At 61.6% G+C, this 17,318-nt stretch carries 15 protein-coding genes and 1 pseudogene; 13 read left to right on the top strand and 3 right to left on the bottom strand.

Annotated features, from left to right (window positions below):
- Nucleotides 1–147 precede the first annotated feature (147 nt).
- From glnQ to GGD62_RS18585, 12 genes and pseudogenes are all read left to right on the top strand, one after another.
- A pseudogene (glnQ, locus tag GGD62_RS40835) lies at nucleotides 148–286 on the top strand (glutamine ABC transporter ATP-binding protein GlnQ); the annotation flags it as partial.
- 200 nt (nucleotides 287–486) lie between these two features.
- On the top strand, nucleotides 487–903 hold the full coding sequence (locus GGD62_RS18635; protein ID WP_312014270.1) for a DUF2147 domain-containing protein: 417 nt from the start codon (nucleotides 487–489) through the stop codon (nucleotides 901–903).
- Between the two features lie 201 nt (nucleotides 904–1,104).
- Nucleotides 1,105–1,929, top strand: coding sequence for an oxidoreductase (locus GGD62_RS18630; protein WP_183709406.1), 825 nt, complete (start codon nucleotides 1,105–1,107; stop codon nucleotides 1,927–1,929).
- A gap of 9 nt (nucleotides 1,930–1,938) precedes the next feature.
- The gene (locus tag GGD62_RS18625) at nucleotides 1,939–2,955 is read left to right on the top strand and encodes an AraC family transcriptional regulator (protein ID WP_183709404.1); all 1,017 of its coding nucleotides are present in this window, start codon (nucleotides 1,939–1,941) and stop codon (nucleotides 2,953–2,955) included.
- Between the two features lie 75 nt (nucleotides 2,956–3,030).
- Complete coding sequence (locus tag GGD62_RS18620; protein WP_183709402.1) at nucleotides 3,031–4,203, top strand: L-dopachrome tautomerase-related protein; 1,173 nt, start codon at nucleotides 3,031–3,033, stop codon at nucleotides 4,201–4,203.
- Nucleotides 4,204–4,330: 127 nt separating this feature from the next.
- The gene (locus GGD62_RS18615; protein ID WP_312014269.1) at nucleotides 4,331–5,200 is read left to right on the top strand and encodes an SDR family NAD(P)-dependent oxidoreductase; all 870 of its coding nucleotides are present in this window, start codon (nucleotides 4,331–4,333) and stop codon (nucleotides 5,198–5,200) included.
- A 42-nt stretch (nucleotides 5,201–5,242) separates the two neighbouring features.
- Nucleotides 5,243–5,842, top strand: a complete 600-nt coding sequence (locus GGD62_RS18610; protein ID WP_183709801.1) for a class I SAM-dependent methyltransferase — start codon at nucleotides 5,243–5,245, stop codon at nucleotides 5,840–5,842.
- Nucleotides 5,843–6,472: 630 nt separating this feature from the next.
- The gene (locus GGD62_RS18605; RefSeq protein ID WP_183709400.1) at nucleotides 6,473–7,978 is read left to right on the top strand and encodes a CHASE3 domain-containing protein; all 1,506 of its coding nucleotides are present in this window, start codon (nucleotides 6,473–6,475) and stop codon (nucleotides 7,976–7,978) included.
- Between the two features lie 649 nt (nucleotides 7,979–8,627).
- Entirely contained in the window at nucleotides 8,628–9,137 is a 510-nt protein-coding gene (locus tag GGD62_RS18600) for a phasin family protein (RefSeq protein ID WP_183709398.1), read from the top strand.
- Between the two features lie 162 nt (nucleotides 9,138–9,299).
- Nucleotides 9,300–10,259, top strand: coding sequence for an alpha/beta fold hydrolase (locus tag GGD62_RS18595; protein WP_183709395.1), 960 nt, complete (start codon nucleotides 9,300–9,302; stop codon nucleotides 10,257–10,259).
- A gap of 251 nt (nucleotides 10,260–10,510) precedes the next feature.
- Nucleotides 10,511–11,467: an ABC transporter substrate-binding protein gene (locus GGD62_RS18590; RefSeq protein ID WP_161499992.1), complete on the top strand. Its 957-nt coding sequence runs from the start codon at nucleotides 10,511–10,513 to the stop codon at nucleotides 11,465–11,467.
- A 245-nt stretch (nucleotides 11,468–11,712) separates the two neighbouring features.
- Nucleotides 11,713–12,693, top strand: a complete 981-nt coding sequence (locus GGD62_RS18585; RefSeq protein ID WP_092256520.1) for an ABC transporter substrate-binding protein — start codon at nucleotides 11,713–11,715, stop codon at nucleotides 12,691–12,693.
- A 215-nt stretch (nucleotides 12,694–12,908) separates the two neighbouring features.
- Here the strand turns inward: GGD62_RS18585 and GGD62_RS18580 are convergent, their stop codons facing one another.
- From GGD62_RS18580 to GGD62_RS18570, 3 genes are read right to left on the bottom strand one after another with little or no spacing between them, the layout of a single operon-like run.
- Nucleotides 12,909–13,493, bottom strand: a complete 585-nt coding sequence (locus GGD62_RS18580) for a DUF1254 domain-containing protein (protein ID WP_183709393.1) — start codon at nucleotides 13,491–13,493, stop codon at nucleotides 12,909–12,911.
- The gene (locus tag GGD62_RS18575) at nucleotides 13,490–14,068 is read right to left on the bottom strand and encodes a DUF1214 domain-containing protein (RefSeq protein WP_183709391.1); all 579 of its coding nucleotides are present in this window, start codon (nucleotides 14,066–14,068) and stop codon (nucleotides 13,490–13,492) included. The genes GGD62_RS18580 and GGD62_RS18575 overlap by 4 nt, the downstream gene beginning before the upstream one ends.
- A gap of 9 nt (nucleotides 14,069–14,077) precedes the next feature.
- Nucleotides 14,078–16,366 carry a transglycosylase domain-containing protein gene (locus GGD62_RS18570; RefSeq protein ID WP_092256514.1) on the bottom strand — a complete coding sequence of 763 codons (2,289 nt, stop codon included), beginning with the start codon at nucleotides 16,364–16,366 and terminating at the stop codon, nucleotides 14,078–14,080.
- A 294-nt stretch (nucleotides 16,367–16,660) separates the two neighbouring features.
- Here GGD62_RS18570 and GGD62_RS18565 point away from each other — a divergent pair, with 294 nt between their 5' ends.
- A complete protein-coding gene (locus GGD62_RS18565; RefSeq protein WP_091953116.1) occupies nucleotides 16,661–17,176 on the top strand; it encodes a YcgN family cysteine cluster protein in 516 nt (171 codons plus the stop codon).
- The last annotated feature ends 142 nt before the right edge of the window (nucleotides 17,177–17,318 follow it).

The following is a 17,318-nucleotide window of genomic DNA, read 5'->3' as shown; positions in this document are numbered from 1 at the left end:
CAGGTTTTGCTGCATCGCTGCATTTGACGCAGAGGACGTTGACGATCCCTTGATGAGACAATCTGCGTTCCGACAACAAAACACCCGCGGCGGACTGCTCCGCGCGGGTGTGACGAAGTTTCGATGATGCCAGCTCGCGCAAGACAGATGACGATGGTCTGCGTCACGCGAGATGGACTTTCCCCGCGAGATCGCCGATCGCGTGGTGTTCATGGACCGCGGCGCCATCGTCGAGGAAGCAGATCCCGAAACCGTCCTCCGCGCGCCCAGGACGGAGCGGGCGAGGGGGCTCAGCGCCGGCACGGATTGGCGCATCTCACAATTCCGCTGGCGCCTTCTGCCGCTGCCAAGTCGCATCCCGAAACCTAGAGACATTGCGAGATCAGCGATCGGCTCGATCGCTCCTTCAATCCGCAAACCTAGGAACACAGCATGCAAACTTCTCCGCTTTCTCGCCGATCTGCGATCTTTCTACTGATGGCGGTCATGAACGTTGGATTGATTCCGATGGCGCACGGAGAGGCGCCGGTGCCCGAGGCGATCGTCGGAACATGGGAGGCGGACGACGGCACCGTGAAGCTCGACATGGTCAAGGCCGGAGGGGAATTTCAGGCGCGCATGCTCTACGGCAACGAGATCGTGGAGGCCGACAATGTCACATTCAAGAAGGACGCCAAGAACCCTGATCCGGCGCTGCGTTCGCGCTCGCTGAAGAATATCGTCTTCATTACGGGCTTGCGGTGGGCCGATGGCGAGTGGAGCGGCGGCTCGATCTATGACGCCTCATCAGGGCGCACCTACAATTGCAAGGCCACTGTCAAGGACGGCAAGATGCATTTGAGAGGATATCTCGGGCTTCCTGCGATGGGACAAACGCGCTCTTTCCACCGCGCGCGTGGCTGAACTTTCTGCCAATCCCGAACCGTTTGCAGAAACGCGGCTCCAGTGCCGCCCTTCTCGTTTGGAAATCGCCCCAAATTCAAATGCTTAACAAATGTCGCCTGCAATGGCGTATTGTGCCAGTCTGTTGGCGCGCTTTGTTAGTCACTTGGTTTCCTGGAGGCATCAGGATGAAGGCCTGAACGAAGAGAGGTCAGTAGGTCCATGGCATCGAAAAGAACGGCGCTCGTTACCGGAGCATCTTCCGGCATGGGCAAGGAAATCGCCAAGCGCCTGATCAAGGACGGCTTCCAGGTCTACGCCGCAGCGCGCAACATCGAGAAAATGAGCGATCTCGCCAAGCTTGGCGCGAGGACGTTGCGCATGGACATCTCCAAGGACGCCGAGATCAAGGCTGCCGTCGACACCATCCTCGACGAAGTCGGCGGCGTTGACGTGCTTGTCAACAACGCGGGCTTTGGTCTGTACGGTCCCGTTGAGGAGGTTGGGATCGACGAAGCGCGATACCAATTCGAGGTAAACCTGTTCGGTGCCGCCCGGCTGACGCAGTTGCTGCTGCCGTCGATGAGGCAGAAGCGCTCCGGCACCATTGTCAACATCACCTCCATGGGGGGCAAGATCTATACCCTGCTGGGTGCCTGGTACCACGCGACCAAGCATGCGCTGGAAGGCTGGTCCGACTGCCTGCGGCTCGAACTCGCGCCGTTCGGCATCAAGGTCGTTGTCGTCGAGCCCGGCCTGATAGAGACGGGGTTCGGCGATGTGGTCGCCAATGGGTTGCTCAAGCGCTCGGGTTCGGGCCCTTACGCCAAGCTCACGCAGGCGGTCGCGAAATCCACGCGGGATGCTTATGGCCAGGGTCGCGGCACCAATCCGAGTGTCATCGCCGACGTCGTGTCCAAGGCGGTGAAGGAAGCCAAGCCGCGTACGCGCTATGTCGCAGGCAAGTATGCATTGCCCATGATCAAGATCCGCGAATGGCTCGGTGACCGCATGTTCGACCGCGTCATCATGAGCCAGATGCGCTAGGGACCAGCCATGAGCGGAACAGCGGCAGACAGATGCAGAGTCCCCCGTGCCTTTTGGCAGGCGGTCGAGCATGTCGGTGTCCCACCGGCCTCGCTGTTGCGCCAGGCCAAGTTGCCAGCGACCTTGCATCTCAATGAACAGGGACAGGTCACTACGACTCAATTCTTCGCGCTCTGGAAAGCGCTTGAGGAACTAAAGCCGGAGCCTGGGCTCGGCCTCAAGCTGGTCCAGCGCGCCGAAACTGCCGTTCATCCGCCGTCGAGCCTGGCCGCGTTCTACGCGAGGGATTACCGCGACGGGCTGCTCCGCATCGCACGCTTCAAACGGCTTTGCTCGCCCGAGCAGCTCCAGGTCAAGGAGGGCAAGGACGAATGCACGATTACGGTGGAATGGCCGTATGCGACTGATCCGGAGCCCTCAATCTCCACCGACGTGACCTTTGCATCGATGGTTGAACTCGGGCGCCGGGGTACGGGGCAGCGTTTGACACCGAAACGCGTGGAGCTGGTCCGTCCTCGACCCAACAGCGACGTCTATCAGAACTACTTTGATTGCCCGATCCGTTACAGCGCGGCACGAAACGTCCTGATCCTGAAATCCGCCGACCTGGATCGTCCGTTTCCCGGCCACAACCAGGAACTGCTCGAAATCCTCACGCCGGCGCTGGCGTCAGCCTTGGGCGAGCTGCAAGCCCGCAGCTCCATCAAGGAGCAGGTGAAGGTCGTTCTCAAGAGGAGCCTCGCGAGCGGTCGGCCGGAACTCTCGGACGTGGCCCGTGACCTTGGCACGAGTGAACGGACACTTCAGCGCCGCATCACCGAGGAAGGGACGAGCTTCCGCGAACTCCTCGTTGAAGCCCGCCAGGAACTCGGGCGCCAACTCCTGTCAGATCCAACAGCTGAAATCGACGAGGTGGCGTGCCTGCTGGGCTACCAGGATGCAAGCTCCTTCTGTCGCGCTTTCCGATACTGGGAAGGCGTGACGCCCAGCCGCTGGCGAGAGCTGCACGGCAACAAGCTTCACTAACCGTTCAAAACGCCGGACGCGGCCAACATTGGGACGATGCCGAGAGCGTCTCCCAGTGAACGCTGGACCATTGCAATGAGAAAGGAAGAAACGATGCGCAGACAATCAAGGGGAGCCGTGCGGCGCATCGCACTCCGCGTCGGGCTTGTTGTGATGCTTACGATCGTCAGCGTGCTGGCCTTCATTAAGTTCGAGTACGGTCGCGGTACGCTGTATCCAGACGTCGGTTCAGAGAACCCTGAAGGGGCGAGCAAGCTGGAGAAGCTCATCAAGCTCGATTACCCGCCTGGTAACGTGGCGGTCGCCCCGAACGGCCATGTCTATTTCAACTATCATCCCATCGCGCGCGCGGGGCGGTTCTCAGCCGCGACGATGTTTGAGTGGGTCGATGGAAAAATAACGCCGTTCCCCTCGGTGGAGGCCCAGAAGGACTTCCAGGGCAGCTTCGGCATGACCATCGACAGGCAAAACCGGGTCTGGTTGATCGAACCGGCCAGCTTTGATTTCCAGCATACGCGATTGTGGGCCTTTGACCTCAACACACGGCAACGCGTCGAGTATTTCGAATTTCCGGGCAACGAAGCGCAATTCGCGCAAGACTTGCGCGTGACCGCCGACGGCAAGTACGTCATCCTTGCCGATACCGGCATCATGCGGTTCACCGAACCGAAGCTCATCGTTTACTCGGTGCAGGACCACAGCTTCCGGACCGCTTTAGCAGGGAATCCTTGTACCTCGCCCGAGGACTGGCTGATGCAGACGCCGTTTGGGGTCTATCGCATGGGTGCTGGGCTCGTGAACGTCGCGGTCGGACTTGATGGAATCGAAATCAGCCCCGACCAGAAGTGGGTGTACCTGGCGGCAATGACCAACTCTCATTTGTGCCGCGTCCCGCTGGCTGTGGTGCTCGACGCGAGCAAAACCTCGTTTGAAGTTGCGAAGAAGGTGGAAGTCCTCGGGCCCAAACCGCTGAGCGACGGCATCACGGTGGACAAGGCGGGCCACGTCATCCTCACCGACGTAGAGCACGGCAGCCTGATGAGCTTCGATCCCGAGACCAAGGGCATCAAAACACTGGTGCGCTCGCACGACGTGATATGGGCCGATGGCGTGGCGACCGGACCGGACGGCTCGCTGTACTTCACGGACAGTGCGCTCTCGGCGTACATCGGCCAGCTGGCCGGACCGCCGGACAAAGATCGCCTGCTCGCCCACCAACCGTACTTCATCTACCGGCACAAGCCGTAGGCCTCGGCTCACTGCGTCTGCTTTGGCGCTTGCGGCAACTTCGTTGGCGCCGCCTGTCACTGCCGAATGTTCGGTTCAGCGATACGAAAAGCAGGAAGCAAGAGATCAACCAAGCAAGGAAATCTACATGTCTGGTAAAGTCTGGTTCATCACGGGGGCATCGCGCGGCTTTGGGCGCATCTGGGCCGAGGCCGCCCTCAAGCGCGGCGACAAGGTGGCGGCGACTGCACGCATCCACGCAGACGTGGCTGACCTTTCGGAAACTTACGGCGACGCGGTGCTGCCGATGGCGCTGGACGTGACCAATGCCAAGGCGGTGCAGAATGCCGTCTCCGCGGCTTACGCGCATTTCGGAAGGCTGGACGTCGTCCTCAACAACGCGGGTTATGCTCTGGTTGGAGCGATCGAGGAGGCGCATGAGGCCGATGTCCGCGCTGAATTTGATACGAATTTCTTCGGTGCTCTTCGCGTCATCCAGGCCGCGCTTCCTCTGCTGCGGCGACAGGGCAGCGGCCATATCATCGGCGTATCGAGTGTCGCCGGTATCGTCGCCGGTCCCATCACAGGATTCTACAACGCCTCCAAATTCGCGCTTGAAGCCCTCCACGAAAGCTTGGCGCAGGAGATCAAGGGCTTCGGCGTGAAAGTCACGTTGCTCGAGCCGGGTGCCTACGCTACCGGCTTTGCCAGCATGGCGTCCCTCAGGATTTCACCCGCCATCAACGCCTACAGCAACACGCGAGCGGAAGTGTTTGCGGCTGGAGCCAAAGCCGAATTTGGCGATCCGGAAGCGACGGCGGATGCAATTTTAAGATCGTCGACTCGGAGAAGCCGCCGTTGCGGTTCTTTGTCGGCACGGAAGGCTTGCCGCGCGCCCGCGCTGCATACGCCGATCGTCTCGCCACCTGGCAAGCATGGGAAACCGTTTCCACCGCTGCCCAGGGCGAGGCCAGGCAACACAACATCGCATCGTAGAGGGCCAAGCTTCCTTCAGTGAAACGCATCCGTTCTCTCGCTGCGAACGGAAAAGAGGATCGTGATGAACGCTACCGCAGTCGCAGACTTCTTCCAGTTCTTCCGCTCGTACGTTTCCAATCCTTGGCAGGTCTCCGCGATAGCGCCATCGGGCCAATCGCTTGCCCGCCTGATGACGCAAGAAATTGTTCCAGGCGCCGGCCCGGTGATCGAGCTTGGCCCAGGGACCGGAATCTTCACCAAGGCGCTCATTCGGCGCGGCGTACCCGAACGCGAGCTGATGCTCGTGGAGTACGGCTCAGATTTCATCCCGCTGTTGCAGGAGCGTTTCCCGAGGGCGCGCGTGCTCTGGATGGATGCACGCCAGCTCTCGCAATACGAGCCCTTCATGGCGCCAGCTTCCGCTGTCGTCAGCGGCCTTCCGCTCCTGTCGATGTCGCCGCGGAAGGTGATCGCGATCCTGTCCGGAGCGTTCCGCCACCTGCAGGAGGGCGGCACGCTTTATCAGTTTACATATGGACCGCGTTGTCCGGTGCCACGGCCGATTCTGGATCGTCTCGGCTTGAAAGCGAGCCTGGTCGGACGAACGGCATTGAACATCCCCCCGGCATCTGTTTATCGCATCCGGCGGCGCCGCAGGTTGCAGTCGTTGGGAATGTCCTGAGGATCATCACGGCCCGCCGGTGACAGCTCTTCAACTGGTCAATCCCTGGATCGTGGCATGCTGCCGGTGTTTTGCCCGACGTGTCAAAGCTGCGCACGCGTGCAGCTCCGGCAGCTCGCCGAGCGAAGCGCGCTAGCCCATGATTTCTATGCCCCTGCTACTGTGCATGGGGTTGTTTTCGCGCTTTTGTTTTGCGAACGCCTAAACAGCCCCGCTCAGCGCCGGCCGTGCGGGGCCTCGGCCTTGACCCGCGTTGACGAAGTAATCGAATAGAAGAGGATTTGCCGCGTGCCGAGCCCGGAATTGGCCCGTGGCTGCCGTTACCCCCCCAGAGCAACGAAGACGTCCGCTTCCGACAGGTGACCCGACCAATCTCATGCTGGCCGGCTAGTCAGCGCCGCACGAAAGTTCTCGATGAAGCCATCGAATTCCTTCTGCAAGGCAGGAGAAGCGACGGCTTGCTTCGGCGCTTGGGCGACGGCCGACGAGACACACTGACTGCGCTCCACTCCGGAGGCTGCGCCGCTTTGCCCCGTCCCCGTGCCATACCAATTCTTGCGAATGCCATCGCTTGGGAGCAAGCTTGAGCTAGCTGTCTGGTCGGTCGCGGACTTCGGCCTTGAGGGTCAGGTGCCCCAGTTTTCGAGTTTACTGATTTTGCACAAATTGATGGCGGCATTTGCCGCCGTGGTAGTGGTCATATTCGTGAGCGGCGCAATAGTCTACGACAGACTTAGCCTGATCGAAGAGGCCAAAAACCGGCGGATCCATACCACTGACGTGTTGGACACGTTAGAGGCGGCAGTAGCCGCAGCGCTGGATCAACAAACTAGTTTACGCGGCTATTTGATCAGCGGCGACGAGAAGTTCTTGGACCCGTACCGCAGAGGCGGCGCCGACTTCAGCGCGGCAATCCGAAAATTAAAAGAACAGACTTCGGATAACCCAGACCAGCAAGGCCGTCTAGATGAATTGAACAAGCTGGCGATGACTTGGCGCGTCGAGACCGCTGAGCGGGAGATCGCGCTGATGGCGCATCCCACGACTCGGGAGCAGGCGCGCACGTTGGAGGGGGCGACCGGCAAAGCTGCCATGGACGCAATCCGCGCCAAGGCGAGGGAAATCGAGCAGGTTGAGCGCGATCTGTTGGCAAGGCGTGACGCCGTCCAGAAGTTGGCATACGCTACTGCATATACGGCAACCGTGATGGGCGCCGCAGCCTCGCTCATGATCGCAGTGTTGATGGGCATACTACTCACACGCGCGATCGCGCGGCCGATCACAGGCATGACCGGGGCTATGGCGGCACTTGCCAAGGGAGACACGAGCATCGACGTGCCTGGAATTGATCGGCGTGACGAAATCGGCGCAATGGCGGCCGCGGTCAATGTTTTCAAGAAAGGCATTATCGAACGCCAGAAGACACAGGTCGAGCTCGCTCATGTCAGTCGCGTAGCCACAATGGGGCAGCTGACGGCCTCGATTGCCCATGAGATCAATCAGCCGATCTCGGCTGCGCTTACTAACGCCGACGCCGCCTTGAACTGGCTCGCCGCGGACCCACCAAACCTGGACAAGGGCCGCGAGTCCCTCCACCACATTGTCACAGATTGCCAACGAGCCGGCGACATCGTCCACCGGATCCGCGCTATGGTCAGGAAAGCGCCGTTGCCCAAAAGTCGGCTCGACGTCAACGCAGCCGTTCTGGACGTCATCGCCATGGTCCGGAGCGAGGCGGTGAGGCATGGAATCTCGGTACAGATACAACTCGCTGAGGACCTGCCGCAAATCGAAGGTGAGCGCATTCAGCTGCAGCAAGTGCTCCTTAATCTGATCCTCAACGCCGTGGAAGCCATGAACAGCCTTGAGGATGGCAAGCGGGAGTTGCAGATCAGTACCGAAAGGGATGTTGCAGGCGGCGTGCTCGTCGCTGTACGGGATTCAGGCCCGGGGCTCGAGCCGACGAATGCGGAACGTGTTTTCGACGCGTTTTACACGACCAAGTCCAACGGCCTAGGCATGGGGCTTGCCATCTGTCGGTCGATCATTGCGGCTCATGGCGGACGATTGTGGGTCACCCTGAATACACCGCGGGGCGCCGTCTTCCAGTTTACCCTCGCTCCCCTTCATGACTAGGCCACTTGGCCTATTGCAAGAGCGCTCAGGTTGTCCTCGAGCACGTCGCCGAGCTTCCGGGTCAGCTTGCCGCCTCTATCCGCCAGCGCGGCGCGCCATGTGCCTGCGGGATGAAGTCACCTTTCAGGCTTTCAACTCGAAAGGGGCCGCAGATTTTTCGAGAGATATAGAACCTTTGAGCGCCCATGCTCGATTGGTCAAGGCGACGCCTCCGCCCGATCCGAAGCTACCGGAACCAACAATGTCCTCCGGACGATCTCGCAAAGCCGAACTGCTAGTGACGAGAACATTCAAATTGCTGCAGCGATGCGGCCCATCAACGGCCGCAACCGATGCTGCTCTCCGAAGGTTCGATACGAGGAGGCCTCGCGATCAAGGCATGAATGTTTGCGTAGTCGCCGCAAAGCACAACGGTCGGAAAGCTGATTGTTCTCAGGCCGACGCCCATTGAGCATAGTCTGGAAGATCGCCAGCTAGACGTTTGTTGGTTGGAGTTGCTACCTGAAATCAACGCCCACGTCGCAGAACCTGCGTGTCTCAGTTCATGCGGAACTCCAACAATTCGCGGGTTTGGAACGCCACATCACAAAGCCTGTTGTCCGTTCAGAAATGACTGTGTGGTCGCCCCCCATATTCTTTGGAGCGTCAGATGAGCAAACGCAAACCGCCACCAGCGTCAAAGCGCGCCCCCAATCCGAAAACGGCCGCGCGGGCCCAACGGAACAAGCAGGCCATTGTTAAAAGCTCGAAAGAGAATGGACCTCGCTCTGTTGCGGCAACCTCGATTGAACCACCTCTTAAGCTTCATAACGATCCTAGACCCGAGGTTCCTGTCATTGAGTCTCGGGTGGATGCCCTGCCAGATGACCTCAGTCGGAGAATGATTAATAGCGATCCAATGAAAGGCTTTGCCTTAGCCACGGCAAACATGCAGGCGTACCAAGCAAAGCTTCTTGAGATAGCTCAGGCCAACGTGCAATTTGCTTTCGATTTCGGCCTGAGACTTGCGACGATCAGGTCACCAACTGAATTTTTCCCCGTCATTATGGAGTTTACAACCAGACGGGTCGACATGTTCGGGCAGCACTCGAAAGAATTGGCGGCATATCCGTTCTGGCGCATCGAGCCGCTCCGAGAGCTCACGGCTCTGCCGGGATGATAACTGCAAGCCGTGCCCGCTGCGGCAAAGGATGGACGCAACGCGGATCACGCACGGGGCGATCACGGTTCTTTTGGCTAGAAGGGAGCGGAATCAGCAGCCCTTAGAGGGCGCGATGCCGCCAATCCGAGGGACCCGCGATCGGGAATGGAGGTTGACACCATGTCGACAACTGAAGCCGTTCTGCTGATCGTTTTGGCAGGACTTGTCTTTCTTATCCTCTGCAACATCACGTTTCAGGTGACAGCGGAGCGAAGGAATCCGCCTATCGGCATCTTCACCGTGTGCGACGGAGTGCGCCTTCACTATATCGAACGGGGCGATGCCGCCGCGCCTTGCGTGGTCCTGCTCCACGGAAATGGCACCATGGTTCAGGATCTCGTCCTCAGCGGGTTGGTCGACCGCCTGGCCCGCAACTATCGCGTTGTTTGCTTCGACCGGCCAGGGTTTGGCTACAGCGACCGTCCGCGCACGCGCATCTGGACGCCCACAACGCAAGCTTCCTTGTTCGCGAAGGCCCTTGATCAGCTCGGAGTGCGCAATCCCGTGGTGCTCGGCCACTCCTGGGGAACGCTGGTGGCAATCGCGCTGGCGCTGAGAAGCGGTTATGCCGTGAGCGGGCTGGTGCTTGTGTCCGGCTACTATTTTCCAACCTCTCGGATGGACTTTTGGCTCATGTCAGGTCCGGCACTGCCGCTGCTGGGCGATCTTATGCGCTACACGATCTCGCCGATGATATCGTGGGCTATCGCGCCGAAGCTGATGCGCACGCTGTTCGCGCCGCGTGCCATTCCGCCGGAATTCAAGAATGAATTTCCGATCTCGTTGGCTCTCCGGCCCAAGCAGTTGAGGGCGGCAGCCGAGGAGAGCGCGTTCCTTATTCCCGCTGCTGCGCAATTGCAGCTTCAGTATCAGGGTATCCGGTGTCCCGTCAGGATCGTGCATGGGAAGAGTGACCGGCTCATCGAGGCCGACCAGTCGCGCCGCCTGCACGAGGCGTTGCCCCGCTCCATGCTACACTTGGTGGAGGATGCCGGTCACATGGTTACCTATGCAGATTCGCCGGGAATAGCGGATGCCGTGGCGGCGCTGGCGCTCACCGCGCCGCTGAAGACCGCATAGGGTTTCCTGTTGCAATGCGGGCGTCCCGGAAGTGGCCCTCAACCGCACAAGGCTGAGGCCATTGTGGTGTCGGCTATCCGCGGCAGACCGGACGCGGGGCCATGCCCACTTCGAACAGGTGACCCACACCAGACATCACCAACGTTTCAATCCACCATTTCAACGGCTATGATGGCAAGCGCGCGCGCTGCCGAAATTGGAAATGCACCATCAGAGCGATCATGAGTGGGCGCCGGTGTTTTATAGCTTTAATGGGAGCGGCCATCCTCGTCGCGCCGCTCTCGACACGCGCGCAACAGCCGGCCACACCGGTCATTGGATTCCTCAACAACTTGTCGCCTGGTGCGATCGCCCGCCCCGTAGCCGCGTTCCGCGAGGGCCTGAAGGAAGCCGGCTTTATCGAAGGCCACAACCTCGTGATCGAATATCGCTGGGCCGAGAATCACAATGATCGTTTACCCGCGCTGGCTGCCGATCTGGTTCGGCGCCAGGTTGCGGTGGTTGTTGCGACCGGCGGTGGCGCCTCGGCGCTAGCCGCGAAGGCTGCGACCACCACAATTCCGACCGTGTTTTCCTCAGCCACTGATCCTGTCGAGCTGGGCCTCGTTGTCAGCCTAAACCGACCCGGCGGAAACGCCACCGGCGTTTATGTGATGACCAACTCTTTGGAAGCCAAGCGGCTGGGCCTGCTGCACGAACTGGTGCCAAACGCCGCGACCATCGCCATGCTGGTCAATCCGGGCACTCCCGGCGCCGACAGCCAGTTGACGGAAGCAAAGACGGCTGCGCAAACCCTCGCGCGGGAGATTCACGTTCTAAGGGCACACAACGAGCCGGAGCTCGACAGGGCCTTCGCGATCCTGGCCGAGCACCATACCGACGCTCTCCTCGTCGCGGCCGATCCGTTCTTCAACGCTCACCGCCAGCAGATCGTCACAATGGCAGCGCGCTACGCCGTTCCCGCAATCTACGAGTTCCGGGAGTTTGTGGTGGCCGGCGGCCTGATGAGCTACGGGATCAGCCTGGCCGACGCGTACCGGCAGATTGGACTTTATACCGGCAAAATTCTTCAGGGCGCCAAGGCCGCTGACTTGCCGGTTATGCAGCCGACCAAATTCGAATTGGTCATCAATCTCAAGGCCGCGAAGGCGCTGGGCATCACTGTCCCGCCGATGCTGCTCGCCCGCGCCGACGAGGTGATCGATTAGGGGAGTTGTTGCTGCGGTGCACGAGTCAGCTTGTGGCCGTTGCTGATCTCAGCCCAGAGTTGCGTCGATGTCCGCTTCATAGAGGTGACCCGACCAAGGTCTTCTGGCTGCCGAAGGCAGCCTTTGACCCATTGCGGGCATATCTTCGCGCCGGTTTGCGATGCAATATTGCACTCACCAAGTGCCACCTCTGTCGAGAACTGATATACTGCACCGCGTCGTCCTCAAGTTGTGATGAGGGTCGAATGAAGCGGCGGGAGTTCATAGCGGCCGCTGCGGCGTTACTCGTTTCGTCACGGGGTTTGCGGGCGCAGAGCAGACGCTATCGACTTGGCTTTCTCGCTGTAGGTGACGGAAGCGCGCGGACGCTCAATCAAACCGAACTGGCGTTGTTTGATGGGCTGCGAAACCACGGTTGGATAGACGGAAGAAATCTGATTATCGATTATCGTTTTTCCCAACCTCCGGATCGACTGCCCGCTTCAGTTGCCGATCTGATTGCCCTCAGTCCCGATGTGCTCATCGTCGCGGCACCGCAGGCAACCAAGGCCCTGAAATCGGCAACTGCTACCATTCCCATCGTATTCGTAGCTGTGGCTGACCCTGTGGGACTTGGCCTTGTGCAAAGCCTAGCGCGTCCCGGCGGCAACATAACGGGACTCGCGACTTACGTGCCGGGGGATTTTGTCGCAAAACGAATAGAAATCCTGCGGGAACTGGTGCCTGGTGCCTCGCGGTTTGCAATCCTGGCCAATCCAGGCAACCCGATGCATAGGCTGTTGTTAGCCGACGAGGTACCCAGTACGGCCCGCAACCTGGGTGTGGCTCTGCCGATAGTTCAGGCGATCACGGCCGAGGAGCTTGATGTGGCCTTTGCCTCGGCTGCCGCCCAGCGCGCTGATGCTATCATTGTTTTTGGCGATACTCTGACCGTTGTCGAGGCCCCCCGAGTCGTCGCGCTCGCGGCGAAACATCATCTGCCTGCTGTTCATTTCTCCCGACAATTCGCCAATGGGGGATTGATCGTCTACGGGCCCGATATCGCCGATCTGTTCCGCCGTGCAGGCGGCTACGTCGATAGGATACTTAAAGGCGCCAAACCGTCCGATCTGCCGGTAGAGCAGCCGACTAAATTCGAGTTCGTGATCAACATGAAGACTGCCAGAGCACTCGGCCTCAGCGTGCCGACCTCATTACTGCTTCGCGCTGATGAGGTGATCGAATAGAGATCCTATTTGCTGCGATGCACGAGTTTCTTGTTGGCCCCAAAAGCGAAGTTCAGTCGCGGCCACTTTCGCGCCGCTGTTGGACACTGAGCCGACATGGGGGCGCCGGGCGTGCGTAGGAGTTCACGCACAAGCCCGATGATCTCAACGTCCCCCTACTGTGCATGGGGTTGTTTTTCAGATTTTTGTTTTGAGGGCCGCCGAACCAGCCGCGCTCAGCGCCGGCCGCGGGGGGCCTCGGCCTTGGCGGGCGGCTCGGTCTGCGGGCCGCAGCTCGCAGCTGCAAGCGTCGCCTGCGCTTGCGGCATCAGGCCGGGCTCGGGGGCGAGCGCCTTCATCACGATCAGGCCGGTGGTGCTGGGGGAGTCGATGATCAGGCGGTCGGCCGCAGTGACCTCTTCGTCCTCGGGCAGCTCGTTGTGCTGCGCTTCCGTCATCAGGTCGAGCTCGATCACCTTGCGGCCCGCCGAGCGGTCGTTGATGGCGTAATAGGCGATCTCGTTGCGGGTGTAGAACGACACCGAGGTGTAGGCCTGGCTCACCGGCACCGTCAGCTTGATCGGTCCGCTTGTGAGGTCGTAGCGGCAGATCGCCAGCGCGAAGGCCGGGTCCATGAACGGCATCGGTGAAGTGTTGGGATCGGCGAGGGGAAGCTGGCTGACGCCATTGAGCTTCGTCATCGGTGTCAGCCGCGAATAGGCGTCCTGCGTCGCGATCCGCGGCAGCGCCAGCACGCTGACGAGGTGGACCACGAGGCCCAGCACCACGCCGGCAACGACGGTGAACAAGAGGCGGATCATGAGCAGCCCACCGTGCTGATGGTGGGCATCGGCGCATCGCGCTGGGTGCGCGTCGCAACGCCGACCGGGGTGTCGTAGAGGCGCAGCATCAGCGCGTAGCGTTCGATGCCGCCGGTCGGCAGCCAGTTGCCGGCGCGCGAGCGCGAGGCGATGCGGATCTCGAACGAGCCGTCGGACTGGCGTACGATCTCCTGGCTGGTGAAGCCGTAGCGGGCCAGCGAGTTGGCGACGAGGTGGCCTTTGCGGTCGTACAGCGTCAGCGTCCAGAACCGCGCCGGCGGCGTCACGCCGGAGACGATCACGTCGCAGCGGCCGTCGAGCGCCTTCTTCTTGTCGTCGGTGGTGGCGGTGAAGGCGACGCCGTCGCCGGTGCCGATCGGCAGCTCGCCGTTGCGCACGATGGTGGCACGCGAATAGGGATCGACGTCGGCGGTGCCGGTGCGCGGCCGTGCGGTCCAGGCGCCGATGGTCAGCGCGCCGATCTCGGTGCCGTGCGTCGTCGTCATCCAGGTTGCGCCGAGGCCCACCACCGTCGCGAGCAGAAGGGCCGTCAATGTGATCAGGATCAGCCGCACTTGTTTCGATCAGTTCTTGCGCGGGGCGGAGGCGTTGGCATTCTCTTCCGCATAGTTCTGCGGGAAGGCGAGCGCGCTCGTCGCCGAGGGCGGCCTGGCCGCCTTGGTGTCGGCATCCGCCGATTTCTTTGCCGTCTTGGCGGCGTCATCCAGCAGCTTCTCGACGCGCACCAGGATGTCGGCGCCGCGCTTGGTCAGCACCGGCGGCGGACCCGGCTTGGTCTCCAGCACCTTCGGCGCCGCATTGGCCTGCGCGTTGCTCACATGCTGCGGCGGCAGCTTCTGGCCCATGCCGATGCCGGGGATCTCCCGGACCTCGACGCCCTGATGCGCCGCGAGCATGATGTCGTGCCAGGTCTGCGCCGGCAGCGAGCCGCCGGTCATGCGGTTGGTCGGCGAATAGTCGTCGTTGCCGTACCAGACCGCGCAGGTGAAATTGCCGGTGTAGCCGACGAACCAGGCGTCGCGATACGCATTGGTCGTGCCGGTTTTGCCCGCGGTCGGAATGCCGTCGAGCGCGGCACGACGCGCGGTGCCTTCGCTGACGACGTGGCTCATCATGCCGGCCATGTCGGCGGCAACGGAGGCGGGGATCGCCTGCCGCGGCTTCGGGCCGTCGCGGTCCCAGCGCCAGACGAGGTCGCCGGCGCCGGTGCGCACTTCGAGCACCGAATGCGGCGTCACCGCCTTGCCGCGGTTGGGGAAGGTCGCGTAGGCGACGGCGTGCTCGAGCACGGTGACTTCGTCCGAGCCGATCGGCAGCGACGGCGTGTCGGGCAGCGGCGCCTTGAGGCCGAAGCGGCGCGCGACCTCGACGATCTTGGCGCGGCCGATCTTGGCCGGGTTCGGCGCCTTCGGCTGCTCCTTCTGGCCGATCGCGATCGACAGCTTCACCGGCACCACGTTGATCGAGCGCGTGATCGCCTGCGTCAGCGTCACCGAGCCGGAATACGAATGGCCATAGTTCTGCGGGCACCAATTGCCGATGCAGACCGGGCCGTCGACCACGATCGAGTTCGGCGTGAACCCGTTCAGCAGCGCGGTGGTGTAGACGTAGGGCTTGAACGAGGAGCCCGGCTGGCGATAGGCGTCGGTGGCGCGGTTGAACTGGCTGGCGCCGTAGTCGCGGCCACCGACCATGGCACGAATGCCGCCGTCGAGATCGGACACCACGGTCGCCGCTTGCGTCGCGTGATAATCGCGACCGAACTGGCGCAGCTGGTTCTCGACCGCGTCTTCGGCGGCCTTCTGCACGTTGGTGTCGATGGCGAGGCGCACCACGAAGACGCGCTCGGTGTACGACTTCGGGAAGGTCTCGACCAGCTTGCGCATCTCGTCGAAGGCGTAGTCGAGATAGTAGTTCGGCGAGGCCTCGTCGCGGCGATCGACCGCGAAGGCCGGATTGCGGCGGGCGCCGAACACCTGGCCCTCGGTCATGAAGCCGGCATCGACGAGGTTGTCGAGCACGACGTTGGCGCGGGCGCGGGCGGCGGGCAGGTTGATGTGCGGTGCGTATTTCGTCGGGGCCTTGAACAGGCCGGCGAGCATCGCGGCTTCGGCCAGCGTCACGTCGCGCGCGGATTTGTTGAAGTAGAAATGCGCCGCGCCGTCGACGCCGAAGGTGCCGCCGCCCATATAGGCGCGATCGAGATAGAGCTTGAGGATCTCGTTTTTGGTCAGGCGCCATTCCAGCCAGACCGCGAGGAAGGCCTCGTTGACCTTGCGCTCGATGGTGCGCTCGTTGCTGAGGAACAGGTTCTTGGCGAGCTGCTGGGTGATCGAGGAGCCGCCCTGGCGGACGCCGCCGGCTTGCGCGTTGGTGACGAGCGCGCGCGCGGTGCCGGCGATATCGATGCCGAAATGCTCGTAGAAGCGGCGGTCCTCGGTCGCCAGCGTCGCTTTGATCAGCACGTCCGGAAAGTCTTCCAGCGGGATCGAGTCGTTGTGCTTGATGCCGCGGCTGCCGATCGGGTTGCCGTAGCGGTCGAGGAAGCTCACGGCGAGATCGGATTTCTTCAGCCAGTCCTCGTCCGCGGTCTCGCGGAAGGCGGGGATGGCGAGGGTGAGCATCACGACCAGGCCGCCGAGGCCGAGGGTGGCGGCCTCCGACAGGGGCTCGATGAACACCCAGCGCTTCCAGCGTCCGACATAGAAGCGGTCCATGAAGGTCGAGTAGCGCTCGTAGAGCTCGCGGATGCCCTTGGCCGAGGAGAACAGCGAGGAGTCGATGCGCGCATCGAGGTCCAGGAAGAAATTCCGGACCTTCTGCTTCCAATGCGGTGGTATGATCTGGCGCACCTAGAACCCTTGAGGCTTGGTTCGAAAGCGTTCAAGCACCCGGTCGGGGGCGGCATCGAGACGTCTTGGGGGAATGTTGCGGCAAACCCAAGGCGCCCGGCCAGCATCCGAGGGACTTGCTGTTCCTTCTAGCCGAGCGGGGCCCATAAACCAATGGTCAGGCTCGCGATTTTGAACAACAGGCCTAATTGACCCCGGGTCATTACGGGCCTCAAAGGCGCCTTGCTTGCACCACCCCGGCCGCACGCCCTAGATGGCTTGAGCCGTAGCTCTTTCGAACCTTTGTTGAGGCGCATGACCGCAGTTCCCAAACGACCTTCAGGCCAGGAAGGATTCTTCTGGAAAACCAAGACGTTGGAAGAGATGTCGGCGGGCGAATGGGAAAGCCTGTGCGACGGCTGCGGGCGCTGCTGCCTGAACAAGCTCGAGGACGAGGACACCGGGCAGATCTATTTCACCCATATCGGCTGCAAGCTGCTCGATGGCGCCAGCTGTGCCTGCAAGGACTATCCGAATCGCTCCGACAAGGTTCCTGACTGCGTCCGCCTGACCCCGGCCAATGTCCGCACCCTGAACTGGCTGCCGCCGAGCTGCGGCTACAAGCTCGTCGCCGAGGGGCGCGATCTCTATTGGTGGCATCCGCTGGTCTCCGGTGATCCCAACACCGTGCATGACGCCGGCGTCTCCGTGCGCGGCCGGGTCGAAGGCAGCGAGGACGAGATCCCGGACGAGGAGCTCGAGGACCACATCGTGCAATGGCCGGCCCTGCTGCCGAAACGGGCCCGCCTGAAGCGACGTCCGAAGGACTGAACCGTCGTCAGGTCTTGCGCGGTGATCACGTCTTCGGGATGGCCCGGGGGCGGGATGCACCCATGCGCCGCGGCGTCTGCCTGGGACAAACTTTGCTGTCTACATTGGGCTGCATAGAACGAATCCTTTGCGGCGTTGCGCC

Origin of the sequence: Bradyrhizobium sp. ERR14 (genome assembly GCF_014198235.1) — a bacterium.
GTDB lineage: Bacteria > Pseudomonadota > Alphaproteobacteria > Rhizobiales > Xanthobacteraceae > Bradyrhizobium.
This window is presented reverse-complemented; position numbering and strand designations above follow the sequence as displayed.

Bases quoted from the DNA above. Each gene is read 5' to 3' on its own strand.
- GGD62_RS18625 (WP_183709404.1), top strand. From the start codon at position 1,939: ATGAGCGGAACAGCGGCAGACAGATGCAGAGTCCCCCGTGCCTTTTGG.
- GGD62_RS18580 (WP_183709393.1), bottom strand. From the start codon at position 13,493: ATGATCCGCCTCTTGTTCACCGTCGTTGCCGGCGTGGTGCTGGGCCTC.
- GGD62_RS18630 (WP_183709406.1), top strand. From the start codon at position 1,105: ATGGCATCGAAAAGAACGGCGCTCGTTACCGGAGCATCTTCCGGCATG.
- GGD62_RS18590 (WP_161499992.1), top strand. From the start codon at position 10,511: ATGGGAGCGGCCATCCTCGTCGCGCCGCTCTCGACACGCGCGCAACAG.
- GGD62_RS18600 (WP_183709398.1), top strand. From the start codon at position 8,628: ATGAGCAAACGCAAACCGCCACCAGCGTCAAAGCGCGCCCCCAATCCG.
- GGD62_RS18615 (WP_312014269.1), top strand. From the start codon at position 4,331: ATGTCTGGTAAAGTCTGGTTCATCACGGGGGCATCGCGCGGCTTTGGG.
- GGD62_RS18610 (WP_183709801.1), top strand. From the start codon at position 5,243: ATGAACGCTACCGCAGTCGCAGACTTCTTCCAGTTCTTCCGCTCGTAC.
- GGD62_RS18565 (WP_091953116.1), top strand. From the start codon at position 16,661: ATGACCGCAGTTCCCAAACGACCTTCAGGCCAGGAAGGATTCTTCTGG.
- GGD62_RS18585 (WP_092256520.1), top strand. From the start codon at position 11,713: ATGAAGCGGCGGGAGTTCATAGCGGCCGCTGCGGCGTTACTCGTTTCG.
- GGD62_RS18595 (WP_183709395.1), top strand. From the start codon at position 9,300: ATGTCGACAACTGAAGCCGTTCTGCTGATCGTTTTGGCAGGACTTGTC.
- GGD62_RS18635 (WP_312014270.1), top strand. From the start codon at position 487: ATGAACGTTGGATTGATTCCGATGGCGCACGGAGAGGCGCCGGTGCCC.
- GGD62_RS18620 (WP_183709402.1), top strand. From the start codon at position 3,031: ATGAGAAAGGAAGAAACGATGCGCAGACAATCAAGGGGAGCCGTGCGG.